Below are 19,626 nucleotides of genomic sequence, written 5' to 3' on the forward strand. Positions count from 1 at the left end.
GCCGCGGGTCGCCTCGCGCAGCAACACGGGCCACCGCGACGGGCGCAGGAAGGGACGCAGCATCGGTGCGCGCGGCCTAGACCAGGGCGGCCGGTTCGACGTCGCGCACGGCATCGCCCGCGTGGTACCAGGCCTCGTCCATCGAGGGTCGCGGCGTCGGCTCGCCTTCCAGCAAGGCCGCCAGCCCGTGATCGGGCAGCTGCGGATGCTCCTGGCGTGCCAGGCCGAGCAGTTCGGCCGCCAGCGTGCGCATGCGCGCCACGTTGTCGGTGATCCGGCGGGCAAAGGCCTCGTCGTCGAGCGTGTCGTTGAGCGCCCGGTTCATCTCATGGAACCAGCCGATCTCGTGCTGGTCCAGGAAACGTCCGTCGGCCACCAGCGATGCCGCGTTGGCGCGCTGCCAGTCGCGCAGCAGCGCCTGCATCGCCAGGTTGAGTTCGCTGCCGAGCATGAACTGCGGGCGCAGCCGGCCCAGCATCGCGATGTCGGTCTGGCGCCCGGCGAAGAACACCGGCGCCAGCAGCGCCCAGTAGAAGGTGTAGTCCCAGATCACCTTCAGCGGCATGACCTGCGCATCGCCGAAGATCGGGTACTGGTCCTGGTAGAGGGACAGCGTGTTCTCGTAGAACGACATGTACAGCTTCTGGTAGATCTCGGCGTAGGGCGCGAAGGACTGGCCGCGCATGTCGCGTTCGACCAGGTCGCACACGTAGGTGTTGGACAGCGCGATGAAGTCGCTGCCGGGCGAGTAGAACGGGTCCAGGAACACGCCCGACTCGCCGGTGAGTGCCCAGCGGTCGCCCGAGAACACCTGCTTGCAGCCATGCGAGAAGTGGCGCAGGAACAGGAAGTCCTGCAGGCCATGTTCCGGGCGGTCGACCGCGGCCGCCACGCCGGGCTGGTGGCGGCGCAGCCAGTCCATCGCCTTGGCATGCGTATTCATCGTCTCCAGCGGGTGCATGTCGCCGTCGCAGACGATGCCCAGCGAGTGCGAGTCCGACGCCAGCGGGATCAGCCAGAACCAGTACCCCGGCCCGCACATGTGGTTGGTGGACCGCCAGCGTGCCGGTGGCGTGCAGCGCGCGAGCCAGGCCGGATCGTCCGACCAGTCCTCCGGCTTGATGCAGCCGTCCACGCGCCACCACGCGGCGTTGGCGTTGTGCGCGTTGGCCTGCGCCAGGTCGAGCTTGCGCTTGATCAGGCCGGCGCGTCCGGCCGCGTCGACCAGCCAGCGCGCACGGAGCACGCTGCGCTGGCCGTCGTGTTCGCAGGTGACGGCATGGTCGCCATCGCATCCGTCCAGTTCCAGGCCGCGCACGACCGTGGCATCGCGGAAGTCCACGCCCAGCGCGCGCGCCTGCTCGCCCAGGAAGTTCTCGAAACGGCCGCGGTCGATCTGCCACGAAGGCGTGGGCAGCAGCCGGCTGACGCCCAGTTCGGTGCAGCGGTCCAAGTCGGTGCGACCCTCGCTGAAGAAGAAGCGGAAGCCGAACTTGCGCAGCTGCTGGTTCTCCAGGTGCTCGCGCAGGCCCAGCACGTGCGCGAAATAGTGCGCACCGATCTCCACCGTGGATTCGCCGACCTTGAAGGCGGCCTCGCGCACCGGATGCGCGTTGCGTTCAACGACGGTCACGCGCAGCGAAGGATTGCGCTGGCGCAGCTGGATCGACAGCGTCAGGCCGGCCAGGCCACCGCCAAGAATAAGGACATCGCAGTCGTTCGTGGCGGAAGCGGGGTCGGCGTGGTCGGTCATTGTCGTACCGTCAGGTCTTCGTGGGGGTGGGCGGTCTCGAACTCGCCCGTGGGATCGTGGATCACGGGCGGGCACGCCCGCGTGCGCCGGTACTCGTCCACCACGTGGCCGTAGTTCCACACCTGCTTTACCACGTGCGACGTGATGCGGTAGAGGTCGCGCAGCGGGCGGAAATGACTCTTGCGGAACTGCGGGCCGTCGGCGTGGGCTTCCTGGTAGCGCGATTCGATCGGGATCGACACGCAGCGCACGCCCAGGCCGCGGGCGGCGGTGATCAGGATCTGCGCCTCGAACACGAAATCCTCGCCAGGCACGTCGCCCAGCGCGGCGACGTTGGCCGGGTAGAAGCGCTGGCCGCTCTGGGTGTCGGCGATGAGGAACCCGCAGCCCCAGGCGATGCCCCAGTCGCCGAACTCGTTGGCCAGGCGCCGGTAGGCCGGCTGCGAGGCCCGCCTGCGCAGGCGGGCGCCGATGACGATGTGGCCGGGGTAGGCATTGGCCGCGGCGAGCAGCCGCGGGATGTCGGCGGCATGGTGCTGGCCGTCGCCGTCCATCGTGATCACGCCGCGCGCACCGCGCCGCAGCGCCTCGGCGAAGCCATCGCGCAGGCCGGCGCCCTTGCCCAGCCGCTGCGTGTGGCGCAGCACCGTGACGGGCAGGTCGGCGATGCGCTCGGCGGTGCCGTCGTCGGAGCCGTCGTCGACGACGATCACATGCGGGCATTCGCGCAGTGCGCCCTCGACGACGCCGCGGATGCGCAGCGCCTCATTGAGGGCGGGGATGACGATGCAGATATCGTCGCGCGTGATCATGCCGGCGCTCCGGTCGGTGCATCGATGGCCGCGGCGGCCGGCACCAGCCGCAGCTGCAGGTGCTGGCCGGGACCGGCGTGCACGCTCGCCTGCGTGGCGGACTGCGCCAGCGCGTCGAACAGCGGCAGCATCGGTGCCATCGCGTTGCCGCCCAGGCGCCGGGCCAGCGGGCCGTCCGCGACGGCGCTCGTGGCGTCCGCGGCGATCTGCGCCAGTTCCAGCGTCGCGGCACCCTCGCGCGGGTGCAGCGAGAGCACCAGTGCCGCGCCCAGCACGCCGACGCTGGGCGAAACCGCGGCCAGCGGTCCGCAGGCCTGGCTGTCGTAGGCCACCAGCAGCACGGCTTCGCTGCCGCTGTGCAGCTGCGCGAGTGCGTCGAGCAGACCCTGGGCGAAGCTGGCGTCGCCGGCGCTGAGCGCCGTGGCCGGCTGCATCGCACCGGTGCCGATGGTCCAGTAGCCCGCGGCGGCGTTGTGCACGGAATTGTGGAACCGGGTGGGCGACACGCTGGCCGGATCGGCGGCCAGGGTCGCGCACATGTAATCGGTGATCGCCAGGTCGCCGTGCATCGAAGCGAACACGGACGGCAGCGCGGCAGGTTCGCGGCCGGCGGCGCGGCAGGCGGCCAGCGCGACGTCCAGCGCCACCGCGACCGTTTCCGGCGCACGCCGGCGTTCGTTGGGCGCCAGCAGTTGGGGCGATGGACGGGCCGGCGCATCGGCGGGCAGTTCGCCGTCGCGCACGAACCGGCATGCGGCTTCCCAGGTGGGCAGGCCCGGTGCCCAGAAGCCGATGCCCTCGATCGTGGCGTGCAGCGGAGTCGTGGCGGCCGTCATGCGCGACCGAACACCAGGGCGGCGTTGTTGCCACCAAAGCCGAAGGAGTTGTTCATGGCGTAGCGGATGGTCCGTTGTGCGTTGTCCAGGCGGATCTGCGGCCCGCAGGCCGGATCGGGCGTGGCGCTGTTGAGGATGCCGGGGAGTTCGCCGTGTTCGAGCGCCAGCAGCGCCACCGCGGATTCGACGATGCCCGCCGCGCCCAGCGTGTGGCCGGTCCAGCCCTTGGTCGAGCTGGCGTGCAGCGTCTCCGGGAACAGTGCCGACACCGCCAGCGCTTCGACCGCATCGTTGGCCGGCGTCGCGGTGCCGTGCAGGTTGAGGTAGCCCACGTCTTCCGGCGCGATGCCGGCGCGCGCCAGCGCGTCACGCATCGCCAGCTGCGCGCCCAGCCCCTGCGGGTGCGGCGTGGACATGTGGTGGGCGTCGCTCGACTCGCCGTAACCGCACAGCCGCAGCCCGGATTCGCCATCCCCGGCACGCTCGACCACCGCGTAGCCACCGGCTTCGCCCAGCGAGAGTCCGTTGCGCTGCGCATCGAAGGGCCGGCAGGGCTCCCCGGATACCAGCTGCAGCGAGTTGAATCCAAACAGCACGCTGCCGCACAGCGTGTCGATGCCGCCGACCAGTGCCGCGTCGCACAGGCCGGCGTCGATCAGGCGCGAGGCCTGCGCGAAGACCTTCGCACTCGACGAACATGCGGTGGCCACGGTGACGCAGGGACCGCGCAGGCCGGTCGCATCCTGCACGAAGCCGCCCAGCGAATGCGGCGTATGCACCTGCGAGCGCCGCAGGTCGGCGGGAAATCCACCGTCCTCCAGCCGCGCATAGGCTTCCTCGGTGGCGGCGATGCTCGCGGTCGAAGTGCCCAGGACCACGGCGACGCGCCCGGCGCCGTGGCGCGCGACGACGCCGGCAATCGCGTCGAGCATGCCGTCCTGCTGCAGCGCCATCCAGGCCAGGCGGTTGTTGCGGCATTCCCACTGGGCGAGCCGGCTCGGCAGCGCTTCGTCCTCGAGCCCGTCGACCCGGCCGATCCAGCAGTCCAGGGGCGCCTGCCCGGGGGCCAGCACCGGCAGGTCGTTGCGCCGCAGGCCGCCGCGCCGTGCGGCCAGCGCCGCACGCTGGGCCTGCAGGCCGCGACCCAGCGCGGTGGTGGCGGTATAGGCACGGATCGCCAGCGGCGCCATCGGCGACGGGCGGATTTGCGACGACATTGGCGACACGGAAGGCTCCCTTGGTGCAGGCCGAGTATAGCGACGCCGACCCCACGGCCGGTGCCGCGGCGACACCGGCGGTGTGAACGTGAACGGCTGAACGGCTGCGATCGCGCGGGCAACGGCTTATCCTGTGCCACTGGCCGCCGCGGTCTTTCCGGACGCCACGCGACCGCCACATTCATCCATTCATCCAGGGGAAAATCTCGATGCGTTTTGCTTCCGTCGTGCTCGCGGCTCTGTCCTTGTTCGCTTTCGCTCCGGGCGTGCAGGCCCGTTCCCAGGAACTGGTCGACCCGGCGCCGGTCAGCGTCCCGGCCGGCATGGAGCAGGAGGCGCTGGTCAAGGACATCAAGCGCGCGCTGATCGGTCGTGGCTGGGCCGTGGCCAGCGAACAGCCGGGCGTGATCGAATCCACGCTCCACCTGCGCGACCACGTCGCCCGCATCAAGGTCACCTACGACACGCAGCAGGTGCAGTTCACCTACGTCGACAGCACCAACCTCGACTACAAGGAGCGCAAGGGCAAGCGCATGATCCACGGCAACTACCTGGGCTGGATCTCCTACCTGGTGGCCGACCTGACCACCAACATGCAGGTCACCGCTCTCCAGTAACACCGACGCCGCGGGCGGATCCCGCCCGCGGCCGTTTCCGAGGCGTACCGAGTCACCCATGAGCAGCCGCACCGCCCACCGCCTGTCCATCGCCGTCGATCGCGACGTGCTGCATGCCGGGGTGGTGGCGCTGTCGGCCTGCGTGCTCAGCGCCGGGCTGGTTTACGTGGGCTACCTGGTGCACGTCTGGCGCGTCGCCCGGCGTGCGCCCTGCGCGCCTGCGCACGGCGAATGCGTGCTGCTGTTCGGCAAGAACGCGCCCGGCGGGCGCATCGACGCGGATTTCGCCGCGCGGCTGGACCGCGCGATCGCCGTCGCGCAGGCCCATCCGCCGCAGCGCTTCGTCCTGCTGGGGGGTGGCGCGCGGGACGAGCTGACCGAGGCCGAACTCGCACGCGAGCAGCTGCTCGCCCGCGGACTGGACCGTGCCTTGCCGCTGCAGCTGGAATCACGGTCCCGCGACACCCTGCAGAACCTGCGCAATGCACGCGCGCTGCTGGGTGCATTGCCCGCATCGCCCGCGCCACGGGTCACGCTGCTGAGCAGCCGCTACCACCTGGCACGCTGCGCGCTGTTCGCGCGCCAGCTCGGCTTCGACTGGGAACTGTGCGCTGCCGAACCGCGCCTGCCGGCCGGCCTGCAGACCGCATGGCGGCTGGCAGGCGAGGCCGCCTATGTGTGCTGGATCGACCCTGGGGACACGCTGGGCGCGGCTGATCCGCCACCGGCGGATGCTTGAACGGGTGACCTGAGCCGCTTCAGCTGGGTCGGACACGAAAACGGCGCGCCTTCCTGCGAAGGACGCGCCGTCGAAGGGATCGCGCCGGACCACCAGTGCGGCCGGCGCGGGTTCTCCGGATGTGGCGGGCCGGCCCTTACTTCTTCGCTGCCTTGCCGCTTCCCTTGCGCGCGGAAACGAATTCGTCGCGCACGGCCTTGGCCAGCAGGTCCGGCGGCAGCATGCCCTGGTCGAGCAGGAAGTCGTTGAAGGCCTTGCGGTCGAACTGGTCGCCCAGGGCCAGTTCGGTTTCCGCACGCAGCTGCATGATCCGCGAGTAGCCGTAGAAGTAGCTGCCGGCCTGGCCGGGTGAACGCACCGAATAGCGGTCCACTTCCTGCCGCGCCATCGCCTTCGACAGGCCCACCTCGTCGGTGAGCACGGTGAAGGCCGTATCGCGGTCGGTCAGGCCCAGGTTGATCATCGGGTCGAGCATCGCGCGCGCGGCGCGCAGCAGGCGGAACTGCAGCGCGAACAGCTGCCCTTCCAGCGGCTCGTACGGCACCATCTCGGCCTCCGCGTACAGCGCCCAGCCTTCCACGTTGACCGAGTTGAACGCGTACAGCGTGCGCGCCAGCGAAACGCCCCGCTCGACCATCGCGGTGAACTGCAGCTCATGGCCCGGACGGCCCTCGTGCGCGGTCAGCGTCCACGCGACGCCCGGGAAGTTGAAGTCGTCGTAGCCGCCGTCGGCGCCGGCGTTCGGGTTGCCCACCGGCAGGATGAAGGTGCCCTGCTGGCCGGTGTTGCCCACCAGCGGCGCCGGACGGAAATTGGGCGCCGGCTGCGCCGCGCTCTCGGCTTCGGAACTCAGGCGCATCTGCATCGGGCGCTGGGGCAGCGACACGACAGCGTGCTGCGCGATCAGGCGGTCCAGCTCCGGCATGACCACGTTGCGGTAGTGGGGCTCGATCTGGTCGTTGCGGAACTGCGGCTGCTTGAGCTCGCGGATCACGCCGATGTAGTCGGTCGACTTCAGGCCTTTTTCCTTGGCTACCAGCGGCGCCAGCTGCTGCATGGCGTTGCGGGTCTCCATGAATTCCAGCTGCGCGCGCTCGATCAGCGTGCGCGGCGCGATGTCGATGCCGAAGCCCTTGAGCTGCAGCGCGTACAGTTCGTCGGGCAGCTGGTAGGTGGTGCGCGAGGTGGGCAGCACCGTGGCCTTCGACCACGCGGCGTAGTCGGTGAGCTGCTTGTCGAGCGCGTCCAGCGCGGCGCCGGCCTCGCCGTCGAGCTTGTACTTGGCGAACAGCTCGCGGATGCCCTTGAGGTAGGTCGGCAGGTTGTCGAGCGACTGCTGCACTTCGATCTGCGTGGGCTGCACCAGGCCCGGCTGCTTGCGCTCGTCGTAGCGTTCGCGCGCGAGCGTGGCCAGCGGCGTGCTGCCCGGCGCCAGCCCGGCGTAGCGTTGCAGGCGCACCACGGCCTGGGCGCGGCGCTCGGCCGGCGTCTGGTCCGACAGCAGCGCCTGGATGCCCTGGAACACCGTCTGCCCGGCGTCGAGCCACGGGCGGGTGAGGCGCTCGTTGGTTTCGCTGGCCTCGATCGCGTCGTCGGCGGCCTGCAGCAGGATCGCGATGTCCTGCTTCACGTTCGGATCGCGCTCGCTCGCCGCCTTGGCCTGGATCGCGGCCTTGGCCTTGGCCGTGGCGTCGCGGAAGCGCCTGGCGTAGTCGGCGCGGTAGTCGAACACCTGGTCGTCGAAGCCCGGCACGCCGAAGAACGAGACCTGCTCCGGCTGGAACGGCGCCTGCGCCGCGATCAGCATCTGGGTGTATTCGTTGCTGCGCGCAACCCACGCCGGCGCGGCGGGCGCGGTCTTGTGGGCAGCGGGTGCGGCGTCCTGTGCGAAGGCAGCGGCAGGCGCGAGCAGCGCCAGGGCGACGGCGAGGGTAAGCGGCTTGAGCATGGCTGGGCACCTGGAGAGAGTCCCGGGAGCATGGCCGGGATCGCGGCTGATGGGAAACGGTCGAAGGTCACGGGTGCGGCGTCCGCCCGGGCCCCCCTTCGATGCGGAGACGGGGTGGCCCACAGCGGTCCAGGGCCATGGTCCGGCAAGCGCGGCCGGAGGGCGCGCGCGGTACCGCTGTCCGGCACGCCACCGGTCGCGGCAGTGCGCCTAGCCCTCGGCCGCCTGCAGCGGCTGTCCCAGGAACAGCCGCCGGTCGAAATCCTCGGCCGACATCGGCTTGCCCAGCAGGTAGCCCTGCAGCACGTCGCAGCGCAGCAGGCGCAGCAGCTTGGCCTGCTCGTGCTCCTCCACGCCCTCGGCCACGACCTTGAGCGACAGCGAATGGGCCAGGCCGATGATGTTGGTCACCAGCGCCAGCGTCTCCGGGCTCTCGGTGATCAGCGCGATGAACGAGCGGTCGATCTTGATCTCGTCCGACGGCAGCCGCGCCAGGTAGTTGAGCGAGGAGTAGCCGGTGCCGAAATCGTCGATCGACACCCGGCAGCCCAGGTCGCGCAGCGCATCGAGCACATGCATGCTGTGCTCGATGTCGTCGACCAGCACGCTCTCGGTGATCTCCACGTCCAGCGGTTGATCCATCGCATGCGGCTGCAGCAATGCGCGGCAGTCGTCGAGGAAGCTGGTGCTGCGCAGCTCCTGGGCCGAGACGTTCACCGCGATGCGGAACCCGGGATGCCGTTCGCGCCACGCCAGGGCGGTGCGCAGCGCCTGCGCCATCGCCCAGCGGCCGGCGTGGACGATCAGGCCGCTGTCTTCCAGCACCTGCATGAATTCGCCCGGCGACACCAGGCCGCGCGTGGGGTGCCGCCAGCGCAGCAGGGCCTCGGCACCGATCAGCGACTGGCTGGCGGCGCTGAACTTGGGCTGGTAGTGCAGCTCGAACTCCTCCGCCTCGACCGCCGCCCGCAGTTCGTGTTCCAGCCGCAGCCGGCGAGCCGCGCGGCCGCGCAACTCGTCGTTGAAGGCGTACACCCGCTGGCGCCGGCGCTTGGCTTCGATCAGCGCCGCGGCGGCGTTGTGCTCGAGCACCTCGGGATCGTCGGCCAGGCCCGCGGCCAGTGCGTGGCCGGCGCGCAGCGAAATGCGGATCTCCTCGCCGCCGATCTGGAAGGCCTCGTGGTGGATGTCCTGCAGCAGGCGTTCCACGCGCTCGCCTTCGGCCTCGGCCGGACCGGCGGCGGGGTAGGCGATGGCGAACGCGCCGGCCTCCAGGTGCGCGACCAGGCCCGCCTCGCCGATGCGGTCGTACAGGCGCTGGCCGACCTGCCGCAGCAGTGCGTCGCCGAATGCGCGGCCGCGTGATTCGTTGACGGCCGCCAGGTCGATGTCGGCCAGCACGAACACCGTCGGTCCCTGGCGCAGCCGCGCCCGCAGCCGTGCCTGGAACGCGGCGCGGTTGGGCAGGCCGCTCACGGGGTTGTGGTAGGCCAGGTACGCCAGCTGCTCGCTCTTGGCGATGAATTCGACCGCGAAGTCGATCTCGTCCACCAGGCGCTCGAACAGCGCGGCTTCCTCGGGACCGAAGGTCTGCGGCTCCGCCGCGTAAAGCCCGAGCGCGCCCCATGCCGGGCGCCCGATCGGCAACACCGCCATCGCGCCGATGCCGGATTCGCGCAACGGCTCCCGGGCCCAGTCGGGCACGACGCGATCGCGCGCCACGTTCGACACGATCGTGGCCCGTGTTTCGTCCAGCGCGCGCCGCGACGGGCCGCGCAAGGCCGGATCGGGTTCGCGCTGGGTGGCATGGCCGACCGTGGAGGTCGTTTCCAGTGCGGCCGCATCGCCGGCGCCGGCGACCATCATCAGGTGGCCCTGCGAATCCACCTCGCGGATGCATGCGGCCAGGAATCCGCCCTGTTCCACGGCCACCCGGCAGGCGGCATCGAGCACGCCCTGGCGGGTGCCGGCCCGCAGCACGGCGTTACCCAGCGCGCTGAGCACCGCATGCAGCCGCGCCAGGTGCCGGATCCGGCTTTCCTGCGCCAGGTAGGCGGTGATGTCGCGATTGATGCCGCGGAAGCCCAGCAGTTCGCCATCCGCGCCGTAGCGCGGGCCGCCGGTGCTTTCCAGCACGCGGTAGCCGCCGTCGGCATGGCGGAACCGCAGGCGCAGGCCCTGCCAGGGCGCCTCCCCTGGCTGGTACGCCTCGCCGGTGCCGTCCTCGAACAGCAGCGAGGTGCAGCTGCGGCCCAGCATCTGCTCGGGCGTGAAGCCCAGGATCGGCTGCACCGCGGGATTGCTGTAGCTGACGTGGCGGCTGGCATCCATTTCCCAGATCCAGTCCTCGCTCGATTCCACGATGCTGCGGAAGCGCTCCTCGCTTTCGCGCAGCGCGCCTTCCATGCGTTCCCGGCTACGTCGTTCCTCGGCGCTGCGCAGCGCACGCTCGACCGCGGGCGGCAACCGGCGCAGGTTGTCCTTGAGCACGTAGTCGTCGGCGCCCAGCCGCAGCGCCTCGATGGCGACGTCCTCGCCGATCGTGTTGGAGACGAAGACGAAGGGCACCCGCGGCGCCAGTTCGCTGGCCAGCGCCAGCGCATGGTGGCCGCTGAACCCGGGCATGGTGAAGTCGCTGAGGATCACGTGCGGCAGGAACGAATCGAGCGCGCTGCGCAGCTGCGGCTCGTCGGCGACGCGCCGGTGTTCGATGGGAATGCCCATCCGGGCCAGCGAATGCAGTACCAGGTCGGCGTCGGCGCGCGAGTCCTCCACCAGCAATACACGAAGGGGCGAGGGGATCTTCATGTCCGCATCGGGGTCTGGTTGGCGATCACCCAGTACATCCCCACCTGCGAGATGCGTTCGGCGAAGTCGCCGAAGTCGACCGGCTTGACCACGTAGCTGTTCACGCCCAGGCCGTAACTGGCCAGCAGGTCGCCCTCTTCCCGGGAGGAGGTCATCATCACCACCGGGATGGCGCGGGTGTCGGGGTCGGCCTTCATCACCTCCAGCAACTGCAGCCCGTCCATGCGCGGCATCTTCAGGTCCAGCAGGACCAGCTTCGGGTGTCCGTTGCGCCGCTGCGCGTACTGGTTGCGGCAATGCAGCCAGTCCAGCGCCTCCGCGCCATCGCGCACCCACTCCACGCTGTTGGCGATGCCGCGCCGCTTGAGCGTGCGCAGCGTCATCTCGGCGTCGGCGGCGGAATCCTCCACCAGGAGCACTTCAACCTGCTGGTAGCCGTTCATGCAGCCTCCCTGGGCGGGTGATCGGAGTGGACCTGGACGTGGCGGCCCTGCGCCTGCGGTTCGTGGGTGGGCAGTTCGATGGTGAACTGCGCGCCCTGGCCCGGCTGCGCACTGGCGGCCACCTGGCCCCGGTGCCGCGCGACGATGCGCTGCACGATGGCCAGGCCGACACCCGTCCCCTCGAACTCGTCCTGCGCATGCAGGCGCTGGAACACCCCGAACAGCTTGTCTGCGTAGCGCGGGTCGAAGCCGACGCCGTTGTCGCGGATGCGGTAGCGCACGTGCGTGCCGTCCACCTCGCCGTCGATCCGCACCAGTGCCCGGGCGCCCTGCGGGGCGCTGTACTTGACCGCGTTGGAGATCAGGTTGATCCACACCTGCCGCAGCAGCACCGGGTCGGCCTGCACCGGCGGCAGCGGCGCGACCTCGATGGTCGCCAGCGGATTGGGCGCGACCCCGGCGTCGGCGATGGCGTCGCGCACGACGGTGTTCATGTCGACGGCCACCAGGGTCAGCGCCTGCCGGCTCAGGCGCGAGAACGCGAGCAGGTCGTCGATCAGCGCGCCCATCCGGCGGGCGCTGGCCGCGATCTCGTCGATGTAGCGCTGGGCGGAGGCGTCGAGCTGGTGGCCGGCCTCCTCGCGCAGGATCTGCGCGTACCCGCTCATGTGGCGCAGCGGGGCGCGCAGGTCGTGGGAGACGCTGTAGCTGAAGCTTTCCAGCTCGCGGTTGGTCTGGCTGAGCTGCTCGGCCTGCTCGGTCAGTTCGCTGTTGAGCGCGCGGATCGCTTCCTGCGCGGCCTTGCGGCCGGTGATGTCGTGGATGAAGGCGTTGAAACTCAGCCGGGCATGGGTGCGCAGCGGCCACACCGTCAGTTCGATCGGGAACTCGCGCCCGCTGCGGTCCAGCGCGGTGATCTCGATGCGGCGGTTGAGCACCGGGCCGTGGCCGTCGCGCAGGTAGCGTTCGAGCCCGCGTATGTGCGCCTGGCGGAACTGCGCCGGCACCACCAGCTCGGCCAGGCTCTGGCCCACGGCCTCCTCCCGGCTCCAGCCCAGGATGCGCTCGGCCTGCGCGTTCCAGTCCTGGATCACGCCGGCCGTGTCGATGGCGATGAAGGCGTCCGAGGCCGTATCGATGATGGTGCGCAGGTGCTGCTCGTTCTGGCGCAGCAGGTCGTGCGCGCGCTCCTGCTCGGTGATGTCGTTGGCGATGCCGACGAAACCCACCAGTTCGCCGTCGGCGCCGTGCACGGCGCTGACCGCCAGCTGCACGCGCAGGCTGGAGCCGTCGCGCCGCACGTAGGTCCAGTGGCGGGTGTCCGTGCGGCCGTCGCGGGCGAGCGCGACGAAGGCCTCGAAGCCCGGCTCGACGATGCGGCCCAGTTCGGTGCTGAGCTGCGCGGCCCGGGCCTGCACTTCCACCGGGTCATGGAACAGGCCCGGCTGGTGACGGCCGATCACCTCGCCCGGGCTGTAGCCCAGGGTCTGCGAGGCCGTGCGGTTGAACACGGTGATCATGCCGGTGGTGTCGGTCGCGATCACCATCGTGCCGGCGCTGTCGAGTACTGCATGCTGCATCGCATCCGAGTGCGCCAGCGCCGCGCGCAGGCCGCGGCTTCGCCGGCGTTGCAGCCAAAGCGTGCCGGCGCCATGCAGCAGCAGCAGCGCCAGGGCGATCGCACCCAGGGTCAGCGCCTGGTTGAAACGGGCTTCGTCGGCGGCCGAATCGACGTCGATGGCCAGCAGGCGGGCCTGCTGCTGCCCGCGCAGGTCGGCCACCGCCTGTGCCGCGCGATGCGAGGTACCGGTGCCGTCGATGGTGAAGGCGTCGCGGGCCGCGGGCAGGCCCTGGGTGGCCGCGATGGTCGAAGTGCGGCGCATCTGCGCGTGACGTTCGCGTAGCAGTTGCTCGGCCCGCGCCAGCCTGGCGCGCTGCGCGGATTGCGTCAGCAGTGGGCGCAACTGGGTCGTGGCCCGCAGCGCCAGGGCGAAATCGGCTTCGCGTGCGACTTCCATGGCGGGCAGCCCCGCCACCAGGAAGCCGCGCTGGTCGGCTTCCATCCGCATCACCAGCATCTCCAGCTGCTGCGCCTGCTGGAGCGCGCGTGCAGTGAGGCCGGCGGCGGTACGCGCGGCCTCGGCGCGGCGCGCGGTGCGGTAGCCATGGACCGCCAGAGCGGCCACGGCGAACAGCGTCAGGCCAAAGCCGACGCTCCAGAGTCCCTGGCTGATGCGCCCCCGTTGAATCCTCACGGCATCCTGCATCGTGTCCCTTCCTTGGGAGTCCACGGCATGCAATCCGGATCGCGGACAGCCTAGGCCGCCACGCGGGCCGGCGCCAGTGGCCGGCCCGGCCGGATATCGTCCGTCATGGCCAGCCATGGCGCCGGCACCGCGGCCCCGAAGAACCAAAGCAGCGGGCCGGCGCCACGGACCCTACGCGGCAGGCAGGCCGACCTGCGTGAAGGCGGGGCGGGCGGGCTGGACTGCATCCGGCGACCAGGTCCAGGTGCGATGGGTCGGTAGTCCACGCCGCCATCGGAATCGACCAATGGCTGGGGCCCGCCCGTCACCGGGTGCCGACGAGCCGCGTCGTCCTGGAACCCCGGGCTGGTTGGGGTCCTGGAGTTCGACTTTCAGTCCCTCCGGCGGCGCGCGAAGTCCCGGCGCCGGGACAATCACGCGGGCCGGGTGGGACTTTTTGCGGCGCGAACGGGGTCAGGTCGTCCCGGTGCCGCGACTTCCAGTGCCGAGCGCGCCGCGAAAAGTCCCGTCGTCCCCGCTTCAAGTGCAGCGTTCGCGGCAGTGCAGTCCCGGCGCCGGCACCAAATGTCGCGCGCGCGGGACTTCGAGGTGGCGCCGGCGGGACTGGAAGTCGAACCGCCGGGGGTGCATGAGCGCGGGCGTTGGTCTTCCCGGTCTCCGCTACGTGCCCGTCCGTGACCGGGCGGCCGCGCGGCCGGGACGATCACCGGCGCGCGCAGGCCGGGGTCGGGGTCACTGTCCCGGCTTCAGGCAGCGCGCCAGGAAATCCTCCGAGGTGAGCAGGCGATGCAGCAGGTCGTTGCCCTTCAGCCCGTGCTTGGCGCCCGGATACGTCATCAGCTCGAAGGGCTGCGCGCGCTTCTGCAGGGCGCTGATCAGCCCGGTGGAGTTGGAGAACAGCACGTTGTCGTCGGCCATGCCGTGGATCAGCAGCAGGCGCGAGGTGAGGCCGTCGATGTGTTCCAGCACGCGTCCGGCGCGGTAGCCGGCGACGTTTTCCGCCGGCAGGTTCATGTAGCGCTCGGTGTAGTGGGTGTCATACAGGCCCCAGTCGGTGACCGGCGCGCCTGCCACGCCGCAGGCGTACTGGTCTGAGGCCTGGGCCAGCAGCATCAGCGTCATGTAACCGCCGTTGGACCAGCCGTGCACGCCGATGCGGTCATCGGCGACCCACGGCTGCGCCTTGAGCCACTTCACGCCTTCCAGCTGGTCGGCCACTTCGACCGTGCCCTGCTTGCCGTACAGCGCGCCACCGAAGGCGGCGCCGCGCCGCGGCGTGCCGCGGTTGTCCAGCGAGAACACCACGTAACCCTGCTGCGCCAGGTACTGGTTGAACCAGTGGTCGCCGCGGCCGGGCCAGCTGCGCGTGACCGTCTGCGCAGCCGGTCCGCCGTACACGAACACCACCACCGGATAGCGCTTGGCCGGATCGAAGTCGGCGGGCTTGAGCAGGCTGTAGTGCAGCGGCGTGCGGCCGTCGGCCGCGGTGAGCGTGCCGAACTCCAGCGGACGATGGGCGGCGCGATAGGGCGCGTACGGGTGCGCCGGATCGTCGAGGTCATTGGCCAGCAGCGTGGCGACCGGCGTGCCGTCGTTGCGGAACAGCTGCAGCTGCGGCGGCGTGACCGGGTCGCTCCAGCTGTCGACATAGATGCTGGCGTTGTCGGCGAAGCTGGCGTCGTGCTTGCCGTCGGGCCTGGATAGGCGTTCGATCGCGCCGCCGGCCAGGGGCACGCGGTAGACCTGCACGTCCAGCGGGGAATCCTTGCCCGCGGCGAAGTAGACCTGGCCTGCGGCCTCGTCCACTGCCAGCAGCTTGTCCACCGGCCAGTCGCCCGAGGTCAGGGCCGTCGCCTTGCCCTTCGCGTCGACGATGTACAGGTGCTCGAACCCGCTGCGCTCGCTGCTCCACAGCCAGCGGCCGTCCTTGAGGAAGCGAAGGTTGCTGTGCAGCGGCACCCACGTCCTGCTGGTTTCGGTGATCAGCGTGCGCTGGGCGCCGGTGGCCGGGTTGGCTTCGACCAGCTCGAGCTTGCGCTGGTTGCGCGACTGGCGCTGGAAGGTCAGGTGCTGCGGGTCGCGCCAGTCGACGCGGGCCAGGTAGATGTCGGTCTGCTTGCCCAGGTCGATCCACGTCGGCTGCGCGCCCTTGGCCGGCGCGATGGTGGCCAGCGTCACCCGTACGTTGTGGTCGCCCGCGGCCGGGTAGCGCTGTTCGACCACTTCGGTGCGGTCGGGATAGACCTCATAGCGCTTCTGCACCGGGACCGGGGATTCGTCGATGCGCGCGAACGCGATGGCCGAATCGTCCGGTGCCCACCAGTAACCGGTGTGGCGGTCCATTTCCTCGTCGGCGACGAACTCGGCCACGCCGTTGGCGATCACGTCGCTCGCATCGGAGGTGAGCTGGATCTGCTCGCCGCTGGCCAGGTCGATCACCCACAGGTTGCGCGCGCGGACGAAACTGACGAACCCGCCCTTGGGCGAGATCTTCGGATCGGTGGCGAAGCCTTCGCCATGGGTGAGCTGGCGCACCGCGTCCTTGCCGCTGCGCGCCAGGTCGTACAGGTACAGTTCGCCGCCCAGCGGAAACAGCAGCGAACGGCCATCGGGCGCCCACTGGTATTCGACGATGCCGCTCAGTGCCGCCGTGCGCTGGCGTTCCCGGCGTGCCTTCTCCTCGTCGCTGAGCACTTCCTCGCCGGGCAGGACGACGTCGCTGTCCACCAGCAGCGTCGTCTGGCCGCTGGCGACGTCGTAGGCCCACAGGTCGAGGCGGTTCTTGTTGGTCGCCTTGCCGCGCAGGAAGCTGACGCGGCTGCCGTCGGGCGCGATGCGGGGCTTCTCCAGACTTGGCCCCGACAGTGGCGCGTCGCCGGCAATGGCCTGGAGGGTGAGCTTGCGGGCGGGAGTCTGGGCGTGTGCGCTCATGGCGAATGTGACGGCAGCGAGGAAAGCGAGCCAACGCATGTGTGCGTGCTCCAAAGGTTGGATAGGATCGGATTGTAGAGGCCGGGAGGCGGGCGCACGGGCCCGCCCGCTCATGCCATTTGCGGATCGTGGCGGGAAGGCGAATCCGGCGTGGCCCGCCGGCCATCATGTTCAGCCCAGGAGGCGCGCCCCATGCAGTGGATGATCTATGGCGCCAACGGCTATACCGGCCGACTCATCGCGGCCGAGGCGGTGCGCCGCGGGTGGACGCCGATGCTGGCGGGCCGCAACGAGGCGGCGCTGCGCGAAATGGGCGAGGCCCTGGGCCTGCGCTGGCGCCAGTTCGGCCTGGAGCACGAGAGCGGCGTGCGCGAAGGCCTGCGCGACATCGGCCTGGTGCTGCACTGTGCGGGACCATTCTCGGCCACCAGTGCGCCGATGCTCGAAGGCTGCCTGGCCACCGGCACCCATTACCTGGACATCACCGGCGAGATCGACGTGTTCGCGCATTGCCATGCCCAGCATGGCCGCGCGCAGCAGGCCGGCGTGGTGGTGATGCCGGGCGCGGGCTTCGACGTCGTGCCCAGCGACTGCCTGGCCGCCCAGTTGTTCCGTGACTGCCCGCAGGCGACCTCGCTGGTGATCGGTTTCGAGGCGGGCGGCGGCTTCAGCCCCGGCACTGCCAAGACCAGCGTGGAAGGCCTGGGGCAGGGCGGGCGCGTGCGCGTGGGCGGCCAGATGCAGCGCGTGCCGCTGGCCTGGAAGACCCGCACCTTCGAACGCGACGGCGTGCGGCGCATGGCGATGACCATCCCCTGGGGCGATGTCTACACCGCGTGGGTCAGCACCGGCATCCCCGATATCGAGGTGTATACGACGGCGCCACCGAAGGCGATCGCGCGCCTGCGACGGCTGCGCATGCTGGGCCCGCTGCTGCGCACGCAGTGGGTGCAGCGATGGCTCAAGGGACGCGTCGAGAGCAGCGTCAGCGGGCCGGACGAAAACCTGCGTGCGCGGACGGAAAGCTACTTCTGGGGCGAGGTGCGCGGCGGCGGTCGCGCGCAGGTGCGGCGGATGGTGACGCCCAACGGCTATGACCTGACAGTGTCCGCGTCGCTGGGCATCGTCGACGCCTTCCTCACCCAGGACCCGCCACCGGGCGGCTACTACACGCCTTCGCAGCTGATGGGCGCCGATTACGTGCTGGAGCTGCCGGGCGTGCGAATCGACGGGCCGGTCGACGACAGCGCCGCCACCGCGGCGGAATGACGCGCGCTGCAGGACGCGGAAGCAACGAGACGCTGTTCCTGCGGCTGCGGCTGCGGCTGCGGATCGGCGCTTCCCTGCGCATCCCCCGCGCGCGTGCTTGGCACGGTCACGCCCGCCCGCTACCCTGCGGCGTCCGCACCCAGGCCCGACACCCCACATGTCCGACGTCCGCCCCAACGCCCGGCTCAACCCGCTGCCCGCGCTGATCTTCTCCTCGCGCTGGCTGCAGCTGCCGCTGTACCTAGGCCTGATCGTCGCGCAGGCGGTGTACGTGTTCCTGTTCGCCAAGGAACTGTGGCACCTGATCCACGAGACGCCCCGGCTCAGCGAGCAGGACATCATGCTGATCGTGCTGGGCCTGATCGACGTGGTGATGATCTCCAACCTGCTGATGATGGTGATCGTCGGCGGCTACGAAACCTTCGTCTCGCGCCTGCGCCTGGAAGGCCACCCCGACCAGCCCGAGTGGCTCAGCCACGTCAACGCCAGCGTGCTGAAGGTGAAGCTGGCGATGGCGATCATCGGCATCTCCTCGATCCACCTGCTCAAGAGCTTCATCGAGGTGGGCATGGTCGACGGAGTGCCGCTGTGCGGTACGGTGGACGGTCGCGCGGCCCTGGATCTGTTGCAAGCGGCTGTCGCGGCGGGCAAGGACTCGTACAAGGCGTGCACCACGGTCACCTCCGCCGGCGTGATGTGGCAGTCGATCATCCACGGCCTGTTCATCCTCTCGGCCATCGGCATCGCCTACACCGACAAGCTGATGACGGGCACCTCGAGCCGTCGCGAGAAGGAAGCGCACCACTGAGGAACAGCAGGCGCGGGCCTCACTTCGTCGTGGGGCGGCGTCCCATCACGGCCCGGCGCAGCGCGCGCGGGCCTTCGTCCGCGGACAGCTGCAGTTCGCCGTCCCGTGTCGACAGGCCCAGCGCCGCGTAGGCCTCCTCCAGCGGCGGGAACGTGGTCGCTTCGGCGTAGCGCGCAAAGCGCGAGGCAAACAGGTCGCCCCCGGCGATGCGGTCGAGTTCCGCCACAAACGTTTCGGGCGCGACCTCGCCGGTGCCGCGCAGGCAGCAGCGGTCGTATTGCGACAGGACGGCTTCCAGCGTGCTGCCGCGTTCGCGCCGCAGCGCCAGGTCGGCCTCCAGCCAGTACGCCGCGCCGGCCCAGTAGACCCGCATCGTGCCGCGATGGTCCTGGCTGAGTTCCCGCAGCGGCAGGCCGCTGTCTTCGCGTCGCCCGCGACCAAAGCCGGCGTCGAGCCGACGCCACGCGTCCTCATCATCCAGCAGGCCGGCCCGCGCGCGCAGCACGTTCTGGTAGTAGCTCGCCAGCCCTTCGGACAGCCAGCGGCCCTGCGCGCCCAGGTAGGGATGGAACAGGTGCGCCAGCTCGTGCACCGCGGTCCAGTCCTCGCGCAGTTCCTGCAGGGTGGCGTCCTCGCGCACGTACAGCAGCACGGCCACGCCGTCGCGCCGGGAGGTCTGGCCCCACGGCACGGGACTGCGCGCGTGGCTGGCCGACTGCTCGATGCGGATGCGCGCCTGTCGGAGCGGAAAGCGGCCATAGGCCGTGAGCGTCGCCCGCGCGGCCTCGGCGGCCCAGCGATGCAGGTCATCCGCGCGCTGCGGATCCGTCGTGCCGAGCACCTCGACCTGCAGGGCGCCGCCGGGCACGTCGAGGCGGCGCAGGTCGCCGGCTTCGGCCGGCTCGCGGGTGTCGTCCATGGCCCATGCGGCCGGCGCCGCGAGCTGCGCGGCCAGGCCCAGCATGGCCAGGCCACGCCCGACGGCGCCCCGCACGCGTCGGCGCACGTTGCCGGCGGCCGAGGGCACGGACATCGAGGGCGAGGACATCGACAGGGTGGGCAACGGGAGCGGGGAGCGCGGATCCTGCGACATGAACCGTTGGTCCTGGCCGATGCGAAGGAAGTTCCAGCACATGCCGGCGTTTCTCCTGTGGCGCGACGCCCGCCCGCTAGAATGC

At 70.6% G+C, this 19,626-nt stretch carries 14 protein-coding genes; 4 read left to right on the forward strand and 10 right to left on the reverse strand.

Annotated elements, in window-relative coordinates; genetic code table 11:
• Positions 1-76: 76 nt before the first annotated feature.
• Genes I8J32_RS05365 through I8J32_RS05380 form a run of 4 tightly spaced genes read right to left on the reverse strand, consistent with a single transcriptional unit; the run spans position 77 to position 4,591 of the window.
• Positions 77-1,753, reverse strand: coding sequence for an NAD(P)/FAD-dependent oxidoreductase (locus I8J32_RS05365; RefSeq protein WP_200614598.1), 1,677 nt, complete (start codon positions 1,751-1,753; stop codon positions 77-79).
• On the reverse strand, positions 1,750-2,565 hold the full coding sequence (locus I8J32_RS05370) for a glycosyltransferase family 2 protein (protein WP_200614597.1): 816 nt from the start codon (positions 2,563-2,565) through the stop codon (positions 1,750-1,752). Before I8J32_RS05370 ends, I8J32_RS05365 begins: the two co-directional genes overlap by 4 nt.
• A complete protein-coding gene (locus tag I8J32_RS05375) occupies positions 2,562-3,401 on the reverse strand; it encodes a beta-ketoacyl synthase chain length factor (RefSeq protein ID WP_200614596.1) in 840 nt (279 codons plus the stop codon). The genes I8J32_RS05370 and I8J32_RS05375 overlap by 4 nt, the downstream gene beginning before the upstream one ends.
• Complete coding sequence (locus tag I8J32_RS05380; RefSeq protein WP_200615087.1) at positions 3,398-4,591, reverse strand: beta-ketoacyl-[acyl-carrier-protein] synthase family protein; 1,194 nt, start codon at positions 4,589-4,591, stop codon at positions 3,398-3,400. Before I8J32_RS05380 ends, I8J32_RS05375 begins: the two co-directional genes overlap by 4 nt.
• A gap of 236 nt (positions 4,592-4,827) precedes the next feature.
• On the opposite strand from I8J32_RS05380, the gene I8J32_RS05385 reads away from it, so the two are divergent.
• A complete protein-coding gene (locus I8J32_RS05385) occupies positions 4,828-5,235 on the forward strand; it encodes a hypothetical protein (protein ID WP_200614595.1) in 408 nt (135 codons plus the stop codon).
• A 58-nt stretch (positions 5,236-5,293) separates the two neighbouring features.
• On the forward strand, positions 5,294-5,974 hold the full coding sequence (locus I8J32_RS05390; RefSeq protein WP_207526806.1) for a YdcF family protein: 681 nt from the start codon (positions 5,294-5,296) through the stop codon (positions 5,972-5,974).
• A 136-nt stretch (positions 5,975-6,110) separates the two neighbouring features.
• Here the strand turns inward: I8J32_RS05390 and I8J32_RS05395 are convergent, their stop codons facing one another.
• The 5 genes from I8J32_RS05395 to I8J32_RS05415 form a co-directional block, all read right to left on the reverse strand.
• Entirely contained in the window at positions 6,111-7,922 is a 1,812-nt protein-coding gene (locus I8J32_RS05395) for a DUF885 domain-containing protein (protein ID WP_207526807.1), read from the reverse strand.
• 210 nt (positions 7,923-8,132) lie between these two features.
• Positions 8,133-10,730 carry an EAL domain-containing protein gene (locus tag I8J32_RS05400; protein ID WP_207526808.1) on the reverse strand — a complete coding sequence of 866 codons (2,598 nt, stop codon included), beginning with the start codon at positions 10,728-10,730 and terminating at the stop codon, positions 8,133-8,135.
• On the reverse strand, positions 10,727-11,173 hold the full coding sequence (locus tag I8J32_RS05405; RefSeq protein WP_200614591.1) for a response regulator: 447 nt from the start codon (positions 11,171-11,173) through the stop codon (positions 10,727-10,729). Before I8J32_RS05405 ends, I8J32_RS05400 begins: the two co-directional genes overlap by 4 nt.
• Positions 11,170-13,440 (reverse strand): PAS domain S-box protein, encoded by a 2,271-nt coding sequence (locus tag I8J32_RS05410; protein ID WP_200614589.1) that lies wholly within the window; start codon positions 13,438-13,440, stop codon positions 11,170-11,172. Before I8J32_RS05410 ends, I8J32_RS05405 begins: the two co-directional genes overlap by 4 nt.
• A gap of 732 nt (positions 13,441-14,172) precedes the next feature.
• Positions 14,173-16,371 carry a S9 family peptidase gene (locus I8J32_RS05415; protein WP_245156426.1) on the reverse strand — a complete coding sequence of 733 codons (2,199 nt, stop codon included), beginning with the start codon at positions 16,369-16,371 and terminating at the stop codon, positions 14,173-14,175.
• Positions 16,372-16,563: 192 nt separating this feature from the next.
• Between I8J32_RS05415 and I8J32_RS05420 the strand changes: the two genes are divergently transcribed.
• Positions 16,564-17,640, forward strand: a complete 1,077-nt coding sequence (locus I8J32_RS05420; protein WP_200614587.1) for a saccharopine dehydrogenase family protein — start codon at positions 16,564-16,566, stop codon at positions 17,638-17,640.
• 157 nt (positions 17,641-17,797) lie between these two features.
• The gene (locus I8J32_RS05425; RefSeq protein WP_200614586.1) at positions 17,798-18,448 is read left to right on the forward strand and encodes a TIGR00645 family protein; all 651 of its coding nucleotides are present in this window, start codon (positions 17,798-17,800) and stop codon (positions 18,446-18,448) included.
• 19 nt (positions 18,449-18,467) lie between these two features.
• Here I8J32_RS05425 and I8J32_RS05430 read toward each other — a convergent pair whose 3' ends face one another.
• A complete protein-coding gene (locus I8J32_RS05430) occupies positions 18,468-19,583 on the reverse strand; it encodes a M61 metallopeptidase family protein (protein WP_200614585.1) in 1,116 nt (371 codons plus the stop codon).
• Positions 19,584-19,626 lie beyond the last annotated feature (43 nt).

It is taken from the genome of Lysobacter solisilvae (assembly GCF_016613535.2).
Taxonomy (GTDB): Bacteria; Pseudomonadota; Gammaproteobacteria; order Xanthomonadales; family Xanthomonadaceae; genus Agrilutibacter; species Agrilutibacter solisilvae.

Excerpts from the sequence above, each read along its gene's own strand:
- I8J32_RS05365 (WP_200614598.1), bottom strand. The coding sequence starts at position 1,753 with ATGACCGACCACGCCGACCCCGCTTCCGCCACGAACGACTGCGATGTC.
- I8J32_RS05370 (WP_200614597.1), bottom strand. The coding sequence starts at position 2,565 with ATGATCACGCGCGACGATATCTGCATCGTCATCCCCGCCCTCAATGAG.
- I8J32_RS05375 (WP_200614596.1), bottom strand. The coding sequence starts at position 3,401 with ATGACGGCCGCCACGACTCCGCTGCACGCCACGATCGAGGGCATCGGC.
- I8J32_RS05380 (WP_200615087.1), bottom strand. The coding sequence starts at position 4,591 with ATGGCGCCGCTGGCGATCCGTGCCTATACCGCCACCACCGCGCTGGGT.
- I8J32_RS05385 (WP_200614595.1), top strand. The coding sequence starts at position 4,828 with ATGCGTTTTGCTTCCGTCGTGCTCGCGGCTCTGTCCTTGTTCGCTTTC.
- I8J32_RS05390 (WP_207526806.1), top strand. The coding sequence starts at position 5,294 with ATGAGCAGCCGCACCGCCCACCGCCTGTCCATCGCCGTCGATCGCGAC.
- I8J32_RS05395 (WP_207526807.1), bottom strand. The coding sequence starts at position 7,922 with ATGCTCAAGCCGCTTACCCTCGCCGTCGCCCTGGCGCTGCTCGCGCCT.
- I8J32_RS05400 (WP_207526808.1), bottom strand. The coding sequence starts at position 10,730 with ATGAAGATCCCCTCGCCCCTTCGTGTATTGCTGGTGGAGGACTCGCGC.
- I8J32_RS05405 (WP_200614591.1), bottom strand. The coding sequence starts at position 11,173 with ATGAACGGCTACCAGCAGGTTGAAGTGCTCCTGGTGGAGGATTCCGCC.
- I8J32_RS05410 (WP_200614589.1), bottom strand. The coding sequence starts at position 13,440 with ATGCAGGATGCCGTGAGGATTCAACGGGGGCGCATCAGCCAGGGACTC.
- I8J32_RS05415 (WP_245156426.1), bottom strand. The coding sequence starts at position 16,371 with ATGAGCGCACACGCCCAGACTCCCGCCCGCAAGCTCACCCTCCAGGCC.
- I8J32_RS05420 (WP_200614587.1), top strand. The coding sequence starts at position 16,564 with ATGCAGTGGATGATCTATGGCGCCAACGGCTATACCGGCCGACTCATC.
- I8J32_RS05425 (WP_200614586.1), top strand. The coding sequence starts at position 17,798 with ATGTCCGACGTCCGCCCCAACGCCCGGCTCAACCCGCTGCCCGCGCTG.
- I8J32_RS05430 (WP_200614585.1), bottom strand. The coding sequence starts at position 19,583 with ATGTGCTGGAACTTCCTTCGCATCGGCCAGGACCAACGGTTCATGTCG.